The sequence below is a fragment of the Bacillus aquiflavi genome, from assembly GCF_019915265.1.
Lineage (GTDB): Bacteria > Bacillota > Bacilli > Bacillales > Cytobacillaceae > Bacillus_BT > Bacillus_BT aquiflavi.
Genome location: NZ_CP082780.1, coordinates 2,853,970 through 2,866,853, shown reverse-complemented (window position 1 = coordinate 2,866,853; position 12,884 = coordinate 2,853,970). Strand labels below are relative to the sequence as shown.

The 12,884-nt window shown below is 34.9% G+C and carries 11 protein-coding genes, 2 pseudogenes and 1 riboswitch; of the genes and pseudogenes, 10 read left to right on the top strand and 3 right to left on the bottom strand.

Translation table 11 applies throughout. The annotated features are described in order from the left end of the window. Nucleotides 1-64 precede the first annotated feature (64 nt). The 8 genes from K6959_RS13980 (at nt 65) to K6959_RS13945 (ending at nt 8,827) form a co-directional block, all read left to right on the top strand. Complete coding sequence (locus K6959_RS13980) at nt 65-316, top strand: hypothetical protein (RefSeq protein WP_223086799.1); 252 nt, start codon at nt 65-67, stop codon at nt 314-316. Nucleotides 317-806: 490 nt separating this feature from the next. Then, on the top strand, nt 807-1,865 hold the full coding sequence (locus tag K6959_RS13975; protein ID WP_163239682.1) for an acyl-CoA dehydrogenase family protein: 1,059 nt from the start codon (nt 807-809) through the stop codon (nt 1,863-1,865). A gap of 421 nt (nt 1,866-2,286) precedes the next feature. Then, complete coding sequence (locus K6959_RS13970; protein WP_316252497.1) at nt 2,287-3,492, top strand: bifunctional metallophosphatase/5'-nucleotidase; 1,206 nt, start codon at nt 2,287-2,289, stop codon at nt 3,490-3,492. 69 nt (nt 3,493-3,561) lie between these two features. Continuing rightward, nucleotides 3,562-3,864: a YunC family protein gene (locus K6959_RS13965; RefSeq protein ID WP_163239686.1), complete on the top strand. Its 303-nt coding sequence runs from the start codon at nt 3,562-3,564 to the stop codon at nt 3,862-3,864. An 85-nt stretch (nt 3,865-3,949) separates the two neighbouring features. After that, the gene (gene yunB / locus K6959_RS13960) at nt 3,950-4,717 is read left to right on the top strand and encodes a sporulation protein YunB (protein WP_163239688.1); all 768 of its coding nucleotides are present in this window, start codon (nt 3,950-3,952) and stop codon (nt 4,715-4,717) included. A 150-nt stretch (nt 4,718-4,867) separates the two neighbouring features. Then, a riboswitch (Lysine riboswitch) is annotated at nt 4,868-5,072 on the top strand. Nucleotides 5,073-5,200: 128 nt separating this feature from the next. Further along, a complete protein-coding gene (locus K6959_RS13955; protein ID WP_223086797.1) occupies nt 5,201-6,799 on the top strand; it encodes a Na+/H+ antiporter NhaC family protein in 1,599 nt (532 codons plus the stop codon). Between the two features lie 410 nt (nt 6,800-7,209). Next, nucleotides 7,210-8,718 (top strand): sodium-dependent transporter, encoded by a 1,509-nt coding sequence (locus K6959_RS13950; RefSeq protein ID WP_223086795.1) that lies wholly within the window; start codon nt 7,210-7,212, stop codon nt 8,716-8,718. A 1-nt stretch (nt 8,719) separates the two neighbouring features. Further along, nucleotides 8,720-8,827 (top strand): MetS family NSS transporter small subunit, encoded by a 108-nt coding sequence (locus K6959_RS13945; protein WP_163239694.1) that lies wholly within the window; start codon nt 8,720-8,722, stop codon nt 8,825-8,827. A 176-nt stretch (nt 8,828-9,003) separates the two neighbouring features. On the opposite strand, the pseudogene K6959_RS13940 reads toward K6959_RS13945, so the two are convergent. Further along, nucleotides 9,004-9,986 (bottom strand): annotated as a pseudogene (locus K6959_RS13940) (M23 family metallopeptidase). 181 nt (nt 9,987-10,167) lie between these two features. Here K6959_RS13940 and lipA point away from each other — a divergent pair. Both lipA and K6959_RS13930 read left to right on the top strand, forming a co-directional pair. Further along, a pseudogene (gene lipA / locus K6959_RS13935) lies at nt 10,168-11,085 on the top strand (lipoyl synthase). A 217-nt stretch (nt 11,086-11,302) separates the two neighbouring features. Next, on the top strand, nt 11,303-11,578 hold the full coding sequence (locus tag K6959_RS13930; protein ID WP_163239700.1) for a YutD family protein: 276 nt from the start codon (nt 11,303-11,305) through the stop codon (nt 11,576-11,578). Between the two features lie 472 nt (nt 11,579-12,050). Here the strand turns inward: K6959_RS13930 and K6959_RS13925 are convergent, their stop codons facing one another. Beyond that, a complete protein-coding gene (locus K6959_RS13925; protein ID WP_163239702.1) occupies nt 12,051-12,341 on the bottom strand; it encodes a cytosolic protein in 291 nt (96 codons plus the stop codon). A 206-nt stretch (nt 12,342-12,547) separates the two neighbouring features. After that, nucleotides 12,548-12,814, bottom strand: coding sequence for a DUF3055 domain-containing protein (locus K6959_RS13920; RefSeq protein ID WP_163239704.1), 267 nt, complete (start codon nt 12,812-12,814; stop codon nt 12,548-12,550). Nucleotides 12,815-12,884 lie beyond the last annotated feature (70 nt).

Sequence of the window (12,884 nt, the reverse complement as noted above, 5' to 3'; positions counted from 1 at the left end):
GATTGGAGAGACGTTTGCATCGATGATTCAATGTACGTCATTTTTTTAAAAAATAGGTGAGGGTATGCTTCAAATTTTAGATAAAGAGTTAGAAGAATATATGGTATATTACGTGATTTATGAGAATTATGGCGAAATAATGTATGTACTTGGTATAGTATTTTTAGCAATTGGCTTAGTTTCCTTATTAGTATTATTGTTAATATTTTCATATCGTTTATTAAAAGGAAAAAAGAGTTTAATCAAGTGGTTTATATTATTAGGAACTTTATTTTTTATGACACTAGTTTTATTGCAAATGTTTAAAGTTCTTTAAAAAATGGGCCTTAAAATTATATAGAATTTCTGAAAAATACATATTATGATGGGAAAGTATAATCTAATAATAACACTATAAAATAGGTCAATAGCGACTTTATGTCACTATTGACTATGTTTTTTATTGCCAACTTATACAATTAACAATTTATTTTCAATCCATCTTAACTGCTAAATAAATTGATGATAAATCTTTCAATACTATATTTTTAATATTAATAACAGATATAAATAATCAATAGGTCATTGTAATAAATTAAATACTCTTCTGATATTTCAATGAAAATTGCTTGATTGTCTTCTTTTTTTATCAAGTATTGATTACATCCAGCAAAGTCCTTTTGTATTTATTACCACTATACAAATATTCCTTAAACAAACTAAAAAAATATTATAAAAACCCAATTTTATTTTATACTTATATTATTACTAGCAGTTCTATTATGATTTAAACTGTAGTTTAATATTGCAATAAAAAGGAGTTACATATGTTTACACAATTAGAAATTGCGACAATAAAGAATAAGGCACATCAAATTGAGAAAGCAGGTACATTGCCAGCAGATATTTTACAGCTCATTTATGAGAAAAAATTATTTAAATTATTTTTACCAGCTGAACTCGGGGGAAAACAGCTTGAATTGTTAGAGGCACTGAAAGTATTCCAAAAATCTGCTGCTATTGATGGGAACTTTGGATGGTTGGTGACGATAGGTTCGGGTGGGAATATATTTAGTCCATATATAGAGGAAAATGTTTGCGAAATATTGTTTCGTCCAAAAACGGCAGTTATTGCCGGAAGTGGATATCCAACAGGGAGAGCAATAAAGACGGATAATGGATATAACGTCTCAGGTCAGTGGAAATATTGCAGTGGGGCAAATTATGCTACTGTATTTACAGCGAATTGTTTTGTCGAAGTGGATGGTGTTTTAACGGATAAAATAATTAGTTGTATTTTAATGCCTGAGCATGTTCAAGTTGTACAGGATTGGGATGCTTATGGTTTAAAGGCAACTGGAAGTCATACGATCAAAGTTAATAATGTGTCGATTTCTAAGAATTTCACCTTTAGCTTATTTGAACAAAAAAGTGACTATGCTGGAATCGTTAATTCGTTTCCGTTCCTCTCATTTTCTGAAGCCTCATTTACAGCTATTTGTCTCGGAATTGGGGAAGATTTTTATCGAGAGGCTAGAGAAGTTATCGAACGTAAAAAAGTTGAGTCGTTAAAAAATGATTCCGATCGCTATGAACTGATGGTAAATATAATTGAAGAAAAGTTTACTGCATTCAAGCAAGCGGAAAAACAATTTTATTCCATGGTAAGCAAGACTTGGGGGAAACATCAGCAAGGTGAAGTTTTGAGCGAACGAAATCTCCAACAATTTACTGCAGTATGTAAAAATAGTGTAAGTAATATCATTGACAGTGTAAATGCTTTAATTCGTTATTTTGGGATGGAAGCTGTGAAGGAGTCTGCTCCATTAAATCGAATATGGCGGAATTTATATACCGCTGGACAGCATATCTTTTTAACGCCGTAGAATGTTTTACAGCTTGTATTTTACATTCTAAAATGAAGAGAGACGGGATTTTGATTGCAAGCATCATCCGTCGTATTTTGTCAACATTTGTTTACTCTCTCCCCCTCACATAGCCTCCGTTGGTTGTGCTATGATGATAACATGGAGGTGGATGCAACTTGCTTGTCATTCATTTATAAAGCTAAAAGAAATGTCATCACACATTTTTATATTTAATGGATATAAGTTATTTTAGAATATTATAAAATCGAAATTGTACGATAAAAGGACTGATAAGATGGAAGTCGTTCATATATATCATACAAATGATTTACATAGCCACTTCGAGGATTGGAAAAAAATTGAAGCCCTTTTGTTAGAGCGTCGAAAGTGGCATTAGGAAGCTGGAGATGAAGTTTTTGTTTTTGATATCGGCGACCATATGGATAGATGGCACCCCTATTCAGATGGTACAAAGGGAAAAGGGAATGTTGAACTGCTTAATCGAGCAAATTATGATGGAGCAACAATAGGAAATAATGAAGGGATTACGCTGTCACATGATGATCTTAACGAGATGTATAAAGCAGCTTCCTTCCCTGTTATCGTTGCAAATCTTTACCATGAAGATGGGAGTAGACCTTACTGGGCAAAGCCTTATCATATTTACACAACAAAAAAAGGTACACAGATTGCTGTCGTTGGTTTGACCGCTTTTTTTTCGCTTTTTTATGAGCTTCTCCACTGGAAATTAACTGATCCACTTGAAGAATTAAACAGACAAATTAAGTATTTAAATGATCGTGTAGATGTGATTATTTTACTTTCTCATTTAGGAATCGATCATGATGAAAAAATAAGCGAAATGTTTCCTGAAATTGATGTAATATTAGGAGCTCATACTCATCATATTTTTCATAAAGGGAAAATGGTTCATCAAACATTGCTTGGTGCCGCTGGGAAATTTGGTCACTACATCGGACATATGACGTTAACAATTGATGATCAATTTAAAAAAGTGACCGAAAAAAAAGCACAGCTTTATGACACGAATAAATTACCCCCAATTGAAGGAGAAAATGAGTTAATTCAACAGCTAGTTGACAGAGGAAAAAGTCATTTATCAAATGAAATTATCGAATTACAGAGCGACTGGACAAAAACTAAGATTGCGAATGTTCTATGTGACGCTTTGCGTGAATGGTGTGAAGCTGATTGTGCTATTTTAAATGAAGGACTTATCCTAGATAAACTTTACCAGGGGAAAGTAACAAAATATGAATTACTGAAGATTTGCCCACATCCGATCAATCCATGCATAGTAACGCTTACAGGATCACAATTACAAAAAGTTATTTTGCAGTCATTAGATGAAAAGTGGATTAACTTCCAAATGATGGGTTTTGGTTTTAGAGGCAAATTAATTGGACAATTTGTCCATAATCAAATTTTATTTTCAAATGAAGACATTTATCTTCAAGATGTTCTACTACAGCCGAACGAGATGTATCGCTTAGCAATTCCTGATATGTTTACATTTGGAAATTTTTTCGAGGATGTTTTTACGACTAAAAGTAAAAAATACTTTCTTCCAGAATTTATTCGGGATCTTCTTGAATGGAAACTAAAAAATTTAGCAAGTATATAACCATTTTAATATATCACGTTTCTTCCTCTAAATCATAAAGTGTATTAGAAAGGGAAGGAGCGTAGAAAAATGGTTGATTTATCTCCAATAGAAATAGAAGGGTATACTTTTATCGCTATTTCAGTTAAATTGCCAAAAACAAATTTACTCGTCGTGACGAGTAATAAAGGTTATATTATGTGCGGAGCGCTGGATGTTCGTTTATTAAATGAAAAGTTAATCGATCGAAAAATAATTGCTGGAAGAGCTGTTGGTGTAAAGACAATTGAAGCGCTTTTAGAAGCGCCTCTTGAATCAGTAACAAAAGAGGCAGAACAGCTTGGAATTAGAAAAGGAACGGTAGGAAAGGAAGCATTGTTAAAAATGGTTTAACAAATGGAAACAATTAATTTTTCTTTTTTGCGTTACTTCCCTCCTTTATAGCATACATATAGCTTGTAAAGGAGGGATATTTGTTTTGGTAAAACTTCGCAACAGAAAGATCCGACGGCGAGGCCCGCTACCTTTTCGCTATGTTTTTTTATTGACATTTGTTTTTTTTACATTTTCTACTGCATTTGGTTTATGGATTGTGAATAAAAGCATTAAGCCCACATTAATCAGCTATGCTGAGGCACAAACAAGAAATATTGCAACCCTTCTCATCAGTAAGGCAATTAATAAAAAAATTGCTAATGTAATAGATATTAACGATATTATTGAAGTTGCACCAAATGAAAACGAACACGTTTCGACTTCTACAATAAAATTTAATACAGAAATTATTAACCGTGTTATGGCGGAGATAACAAATTTGGCGCAAACAAATTTAAAGGAAGCGGAACGTGGAGATTTATCTTCATTGGAGTTTTTAACCGATGTTGAAATTGATGTTGAGGAGTCTAGTAGTTCAAATGGAATCATATTTATGGTTCCCCTTGGACAGGCAACAAAAAACGCATTGCTCGGGAATCTAGGTCCGAATATACAAGTGAAATTTAACGCAATTGGTGATGTTCGTTCTGATGTAAAGACGAAAGTTGAAGAGAAAGGGATTAATAATACGTGGGTTGAAGTTTTAATTCATATTGAAGTGAATGTACAAATTATTGTTCCGTTTGCAACTAAAGTGACGACCGTACAGCAAGATATCCCAGTTGCGATGGGGTTAATTCAAGGTGAAGTACCACAATTTTATAATGGCGGGGATAAAACTTCTCCATCCATCCTCTTCCCAGGGCAATAATCGAGAAGTGGCGGCTTGAAGTTTTATATATCTCTCCATTTAATAGTAATACGTATTATTTTCCAGCTATGAGGGATGAATAGTACTTGTCAATCATTCATTGTCCTGCTATTCTTAACATAATAACTAAATAATCAAACCTTATCAATCCGGTGGGGTAGAGGCGCAATCTTTATGAGTAGGCCGTGTGAGGATGACAACGAAGATCACGGTTGAAAGGAAATTTTGCCGAAGCAAGGTAAAGAAGTCAATATTTATCTTGTTGGGGTCACTCTAAAAAAGGGTGGCACTGTCATTATGGGGAATTTGTCAGAATATAATCTTACAAACCTCATAATGGGGAGCTACAGATCGTGATGGAGAACAAATGTCTTACAAAAAGTAATGATACTTCTCTATCATTACTTTTTTTTTTTTTTTTTTTCTTCTTCTATCATTGTCAATGTTCCCCCCTATCAAAAATTAGGAGGAGGACAATTAAGGATGGAGAATACGGTATATTCATTGCTGCCGCCTATAGTGGCGATCTTAATGGTTATTTTGACAAGACGAGTCCTTATTTCTCTTGGATTCGGAATTATTGTCGCTGCATTACTACTGTCCAGCTTTAATATTGGTGAAACTTTTGCGATTTTGCTAGATGCATTTAAAGGCATATTCGTAGATGGTGGAGAGCTTAATAGTTGGAATGTTTTCATTATTTTATTTTTACTTATTTTGGGCATTTTAACTGCATTTATTTCGATTTCTGGTGGAAGCCGAGCTTTTGGAGAATGGGCGATGAAACGAGTAAAATCTCGTATCGGAGCTCAAATTGTCGCTGCATTATTAGGAATTATTATTTTTATTGATGATTATTTTAATGCATTAGCAGTAGGGCAAATTTCTCGGCCAATTACAGATATAAAACGAGTTTCGCGTGCGAAATTAGCGTATACAATTGATTCTACTTCAGCACCAATTTGCGTTGTCTCTCCAATTTCAAGTTGGGGCGCCTATATTATTACATTAATTGGAACGATATTTGCAACACATGGAATTACTGAATATACAGCTTTTTCCGCTTTTATTCAAATTGCCCCGCTTAATTTTTACGTATGGGCGACTTTAGGGATTCTCATCATTGCTGCTATTAGAAATGTGAATCTTGGTGCAATGAAAGAGCATGAAGAGCGAGCAATTCAGAGTGGAATTGTCTATGATCCTAACAAAGAGATTCCAGGCGAATTAAAAGAAGATTTACCGGTAAGTGAAAAAGGATCAGTCGGAGATTTAGTTTGGCCTATTGTTGCATTAGTTGTTGGAACAGTTAGTGCAATGCTTTGGACTGGCTTTAAAGCAACTGAAGGGAAAGTTACCATTTTTACTATTTTTGAAAATACTGATGTATCAAGATCGTTATTTTATGGTGGATTATTCGGACTTTTCATTGCCTTACTTTTATTTTATCGGCAAACAAACGTATTAAAAGCTGTTCCAAGGAATGTGTTTTTTCAAGGCATCAAAGCAGGTATACAATCAATGCTTCCAGCAGTTTATATATTAATCTTTGCCTGGGCAATTGTTGATTTAATTGGCAGACTTGAAACAGGGAAATATTTAGCAGGAATTGTAGAAAATTCAAGTATGGATATTTCATTCCTTCCCTTACTTTTATTCATTATTGCTGGAATTATGGGATTTTCAACGGGAACTTCATGGGGATCATTTGGAATATTACTTCCGATTGCTGGAGAAATTGCCGTGGCAACAGATATAAGCTTATTGCTTCCAGCGATGGGGGCAGTACTTGCGGGTTCAGTATTTGGAGACCACTGTTCGCCAATTTCCGATACAACTATTCTTTCTTCAACAGGTGCTGGTTGTAATCATATTGATCATGTGTTAACTCAGCTTCCATATGCATTAACAGCCGCTGGAATTGCTGCTGTCGGTTATATTATTTTAGGCTTCACTGGAAGCACGTTATTCGGAATTATTTCTATCTTCATCTTACTAGCTTTATTTTTATTTGCTTTAATATTCGGCCGATCTACTCAAGAAGTAGTAGAGGATAATTTGCCCCACATTAAGGGGCAGTAATTTTTCCCTTAAATTTTAGATAGAAAAGCAGCCCTCTAATTGTACAGGGGGCTGTTAGTTTAGGTGTTTTTTTTTATGTTAACTTATAAAAAGCAAGAAAGTTTTCGTTGATTAAAATTCAACTTTCGCTTATTATAAATGAGTAATAAGATGAACTTTTTTTAATCGAACAATTTTGACATCATAATATTCAGAATTATCAAATTTTTATGATAATTAATACTGCCAGTGAATAATAATGAATGATAAAAGGAGGTGAAATTTAAATTAAGAAAAATATGAAAATTATCCATAAATAATATTTTGACACATGTCCTAAAAATAGCTATACTATTTCTAGATTAAAATTAAATTATCAGAAAATATAAACATTTCCAAAATTAGTGGAAATACAGGGGGTAGAAGGTTTTATGGAAAATCGTCCACAATGGGGGACGCGAGCCGGTTTTATTTTAGCGGCAATTGGATCAGCCGTCGGCTTGGGAAATATTTGGCGTTTCCCAGCAGTAGCTTATGAAAATGGGGGAGGAGCATTCTTTTTCCCATACTTATTTGCATTATTAACTGCAGGTATTCCGTTGTTGGTTATGGAGTTCACATTAGGTCATAAGTATCGAGGTTCGGCACCGTTAACGATGGCTCGCATGAATAAAAAGGTTGAGTGGCTCGGTTGGTGGCAAGTGGCTATTTCCTTTGTCATTGCTACGTATTATGCAGTTATAATTGCCTGGGCTATTTCATATGCTCGTTTCTCTATCAATCTGTCATGGGGGAAAGATACAGAAGGGTTTTTATTTAATAATTATTTGAAAATTTCGGATAATCCGGGAAATATCGGAGGGCTTGTACCGGAAGTATTTATCCCGTTAGTAATTGTATGGGTTATTGTTTTAGGAGTTTTAATTAAAGGTGTTAAAAAAGGAATTGAAGTTGCGAATAAAATTTTTATTCCTGCACTTGTTATTTTATTTTTAATTATTGTTATTCGCGCAATAACACTTGAGGGGGCAACTCAAGGACTAGAGGCGTTTTTCAAACCCAACTGGGACCAAATAACTAATCCAGAAGTTTGGGTGGCAGCTTACGGACAAATCTTCTTTAGTTTATCAGTAGCTTTTGCAATAATGATTACTTATTCAAGTTATTTGCCAAAGAAGACAGATATTACAAACAATGCGTTTATTACAGGTTTTGCAAATTCAGGTTTTGAACTATTAGCCGGTATTGGTGTATTTGCGGCTCTCGGTTTTATGGCTGTACAACAAGGTGTTTCCGTCGATGAAGTTGTTGATGGGGGAGTAGGGTTAGCGTTCGTTATTTTCCCGCAGATTATTAATACGTTTCCTGCTTTTAATGAATTATTTGGCTTACTATTCTTCGTCTGTTTAGTCTTAGCCGGCTTATCATCGCTTATTTCGATTGTTGAAACATTTATCGCTGGCGTGCAAGATAAATTTAATATTTCTCGTACAAAGTCGGTATTATTTGGCGGTGGGTTAGCAGCACTCGTTTCCGTCATTTATGCGACTAAAAGCGGTTTATATTTCCTAGATGCAGCAGATTATTTTATTAATAACTTTGGTGTTGCATTAGCAGGTTTAGTTGAAGTTGTTATTGTTGCTTGGGTGTTAAGAGAGCTAAAGAACTTGCAAAGTCATGCAAACGGCATGTCAGATATTATGCTTGGAGCATGGTGGAGATTTTCATTAACTATTATTACACCTATCGTTCTAGGATATATGATGGTGCAAAATATTATTACGAATATTAAAGAAAAATATGAAGGTTATTCAACAAGCTTCCTTCTTTATTCAGGCTGGGGAGTAGCTGTCTTTGCAATTATTATTGGAATTATTTTTTCAAGCTTTAAATGGAAGCAAAGTGTGCTTCCTCTTTCTAAAAAGAAGGAGGTAATATAAGATGTCTGCTAGTGCGATAACAATGATGGTCAGTGGAATGATTATTCTATGGGGTGGATTTCTTGCTAGTGTAGCTAATGCTGTTAGTAAATCTCGACAAGCAAAATAATGTAAAGCGAGGGCTATCGGTATGAGAGCCCTCAGCTTGGCATTAACCGGGAGTAGAATTGTTGCTCATAATTATTATGGGGTGTCTAAGTCGCTCCGGCTATTAGACGCCCCTTTTTTATGCTCAAGAATACGAAGATATCAACGATCTTGATTTTCAATTTTTAGGATAGCTCTTTATTTCTTTTTAAGTCGTTCTTGGCGCTCCCAAAGCTTTAAGCGAGCATACGGATCATAGGACCATTCTGTATATCCGTTATCTTTATACATTCCATAATGTAAATGCGGTGGGAACTTTCCTGAAGTTCCAGGAGGACCATAACCAGAACTGCCCACTCCACCGATTAATGTACCAGGTTCGACAATTTGACCTACCTTTAAATCTTTGGCGAAGCCGCTTAAATGAGCAAAATAGTGGTAAGTATTGTTAATATCACGGATTCCAATTCGCCAGCCCCCATATTTATTCCAGCCTTTCATTTCAATAATTCCATAGCAAGTGGAACGAACGGGTACGCCGTAACTGGCAAATATATCTGTTCCTTCGTGAATACGTCTACCTCCCCACCCACGTGCATGTCCCCAAGTATTTTTATAACTATAGTTGCTATGTAGCGGTAAAGGAAATACGTATTCATCAAGGTCTATTCTTCCAAACTTTTTATAGATCATCGCTTTACCGATAATAATACCAACTGTATTATCACGGCGGTAATAATTCCAAAGGGCAATTTTAATATTATCATGGTCAACTCCGTATTGAAGAATGTAGTTTGCAAATGCATGCAATACATCTTCATCGTCCGTTAGTTTTGCTTTTCCATCGCCATTCCCATCAAAGCCAATTCCGTTAAAAAATTGGATTGAAACAGGGTTATCATCATGTGGATTTGGATTTAAAATTCCAGCCCATTCCTCTTCCCTAAAATAAAAATTCCAATTAAGCCTTCAGCTTTCGGCAAATCTTTTCTTACTTCGCGAATATTTCGTTCATATTGATCAATTGCTGCTAAATAATACCAAGGTATGTTTGTAACCGTCTCGACTTTTTTGTAAAGGTTCATTCTTTCTGAGTAAATGTCAGCGGTTTCTTCCGCGTGTACTAAAAGACTTTGAAATATAAAAGAGAAGAATAATATTACGGGTAAAAGAAAACGCATATGCACCTTCCTTTCTCTTTAAAAATCATATATATAGTTTATGGGTTCGTATAAATTTAATAAGAATCAATAAATGGTAATCACTATTGATCGTGCTTGTAGTGGCGAATCGTCTATGTTAAAGTGACAACAGATACATTAAACAGATATATAATCTATTCAAATGAATGGGGTTGATCAGATGAGTAAGCATAATGATTTATTGAGAAAGCCTGAATGGTTAAAAATATAATTAAACACAAATGAAAACTATATCGGTTTAAAAAAGATGATGCGGGAAAATAATTTACATACAGTATGTGAGGAAGCAAAGTGTCCAAATATTCACGAATGCTGGGCTGTAAGAAGAACGGCAACGTTTATGATTCTTGGCGATGTTTGTACGAGAGCATGTCGGTTCTGTGCTGTAAAAACTGGATTGCCAAATGAGCTTGATCTTCAAGAGCCTGAACGGGTTGCAAGTTCAGTTAGTTTAATGAATTTAAAGCATGTTGTTGTTACGGCTGTAGCTAGGGACGATTTAAAAGATGGCGGTGCTAAGATTTTTGCGGAAACGATTCGAGCTATTCGTCGTAAAAATCCATTTACTACAATTGAGGTTCTTCCATCCGATATGGGAGGAGTTTATGAAAACATTAAAACACTAATGGATGCGAAACCAGATATTTTAAATCATAATATTGAAACTGTAAAAAGGCTATCGCCAAGGGTGAGAGCGCGGGCTACTTACGAACGTTCCCTTGAGTTATTACGGCGCTCAAAAGAACTGCAGCAAGATATTCCAACAAAATCAAGTATTATGATTGGACTCGGTGAAACAAAGGACGAAATTATTGAGGCTATGGATGATCTTAGGACAAATCATGTAGATATTATAACAATTGGTCAGTATTTACAGCCAACAAGAAGTCATTTAAAAGTAGAAAAATATTATCATCCAGATGAATTCAAAGAGCTTAAAGAAATTGCTTTAAGTAAAGGATTTACTCATTGTGAATCTGGTCCGCTTGTTCGGTCATCTTATCATGCTGATGAGCAAGTGAATTCGGCTGCAAAACAAAAGCAGATTCTTGGAGAAACGGAAGCAAAAGAGGCATAAATGAATGAAAGGTCAGCTTCTTTTAAAGAGAATTTAGCTTGTAAAAATGAAGTGAAATCACCTCTAAAGGTAAAAGGCGTTTTGCAATAAGCTTAACGAAGAATACGAGCGTTGTTAACAGTAGAAAAGTTCAGCTTCCTTGCTGAACTTTTCAAATTGATTCATTTTTAGACTAATTGAAAAAGTGATCAGTTATAATTTATGAAGAGGTGATATGATGATCTGCATAAATAATGTATGTTATGAACTTATTGAAGAACATAGAGACGGCTTTAATGAGGAGGCTTTTCAAACTAGGTTCACTGACATTTTAGTCAGATATGATTATATTGTTGGAGACTGGGGGTATGGACAGCTTCGGTTAAGAGGCTTTTTTGACGATCATAATCAAAAAGCGACCTTCGATACGAAAATTAGTACATTAAGTGAATATTTATATGAGTATTGTAATTTTGGCTGTGCATATTTTGTCTTGAAAAAAGTGACAGCGTAAGATGTTTTCCAAAATGCAAGCAACGAAGAATGCGAGCGTTTGTCAACAATCTGATGATCAAAAAAAATCCTGCCCTCAGAGTGAAAATAAAGCAATAATTAAAGCGCATCCCCTCAGATTAGTTAAAAACGCTTGTCAGTCAAGGCGTGTAGCACAAGGCGGAAACGAATAGAACAGTTGTTCATGAGCTTACAACGAAGTGCAAGCAACGAAGAATGCGAGCGTTTGTCAACAATCTGATGATCAAAAAAGATCCTGCCCTCAGAGTGAAAATAAAGCAATAATTAAAGCGCATCCCCTCAGATTAGTTGAAAACGCTTGTCAGTCAAGGCGTGTAGCACAAGGCGGAAGCGAATAGAACAGTTGTTCATGAGCTTACAACGAAGTGCAAGCAACGAAGAATGCGAGCGTTTGTCAACAATCTGAGATCAGCTTATAAAAATGCTGAACTCAGACTGTAGTTGGAAGAAGTTCAATCACTATTTGTATAGGGTTGTTCCTCATTTTTATCTGGATCGTCATGAGGAGGATGAGAACCTTCCATTTGTCGTGGCAAGTTTTGATGGAAAGACTTAAATTCATAATTAAATGCGCTATAATATCTTTGCCCCTCTCTCCAAGGGGTACTTTTATTTTGGACGGGTTCATCCTTTCCTCTAGGTGCACCATAAGGACCTTCTGGCATTTGTTCGGGTATGAGGAAATTCCTTTGTGTTTCTACATTAGAAAAATCAGTATATGTTTCTTTCTCTTTATCTTCCACTTTTTCATCACCTCAAGCAATAATTTTTGTTTCAAATCATATTATTCCTTTGATCATAAGAAATTATTTTGTTGAGTTTGTAGATGACAAAGCCAAAATTTGAAAGCACATACTCTAGACTGTTTAAAAATGCTTGAGGCGGAAAGCGATCATGAATTCGTTTTGATAACAGTCTGATTTCATCAATTTGAGGATTGATCATAATATTAAATGACTTCCGTCAAGAAATCCTTTAGCTCGGAAGCGTCAGCTTCTGACAATTGAAAAGCATACTCTAAATAACCTTCTTCCGCTAGATCATCTTGACCAATTATGGCAAAACGATTGCCTTGAATATCTAATACTAAACTTTTCCCATAGTAACGATTAGATTGAACAATAGCTAAATCGAATCGTTGATTGTCCCCTACAAAACTTACAAATCTTGTTTTTGTATTCTCAGTATCATCATATAAAAAAAAACGATTTTCCATTATATATCCTCCAGTTATAAATATTGTTTATCAGTGAAAACATAGTTTTATCGTGCATCTCCATCTGAAA

Bases quoted from the DNA above. Each gene is read 5' to 3' on its own strand.
- K6959_RS13980 (WP_223086799.1), top strand. From the start codon at position 65: ATGCTTCAAATTTTAGATAAAGAGTTAGAAGAATATATGGTATATTAC.
- K6959_RS13975 (WP_163239682.1), top strand. From the start codon at position 807: ATGTTTACACAATTAGAAATTGCGACAATAAAGAATAAGGCACATCAA.
- K6959_RS13970 (WP_316252497.1), top strand. From the start codon at position 2,287: ATGGATAGATGGCACCCCTATTCAGATGGTACAAAGGGAAAAGGGAAT.
- K6959_RS13965 (WP_163239686.1), top strand. From the start codon at position 3,562: ATGGTTGATTTATCTCCAATAGAAATAGAAGGGTATACTTTTATCGCT.
- K6959_RS13955 (WP_223086797.1), top strand. From the start codon at position 5,201: ATGGAGAATACGGTATATTCATTGCTGCCGCCTATAGTGGCGATCTTA.
- K6959_RS13950 (WP_223086795.1), top strand. From the start codon at position 7,210: ATGGAAAATCGTCCACAATGGGGGACGCGAGCCGGTTTTATTTTAGCG.
- K6959_RS13945 (WP_163239694.1), top strand. From the start codon at position 8,720: ATGTCTGCTAGTGCGATAACAATGATGGTCAGTGGAATGATTATTCTA.
- K6959_RS13930 (WP_163239700.1), top strand. From the start codon at position 11,303: ATGATCTGCATAAATAATGTATGTTATGAACTTATTGAAGAACATAGA.
- K6959_RS13920 (WP_163239704.1), bottom strand. From the start codon at position 12,814: ATGGAAAATCGTTTTTTTTTATATGATGATACTGAGAATACAAAAACA.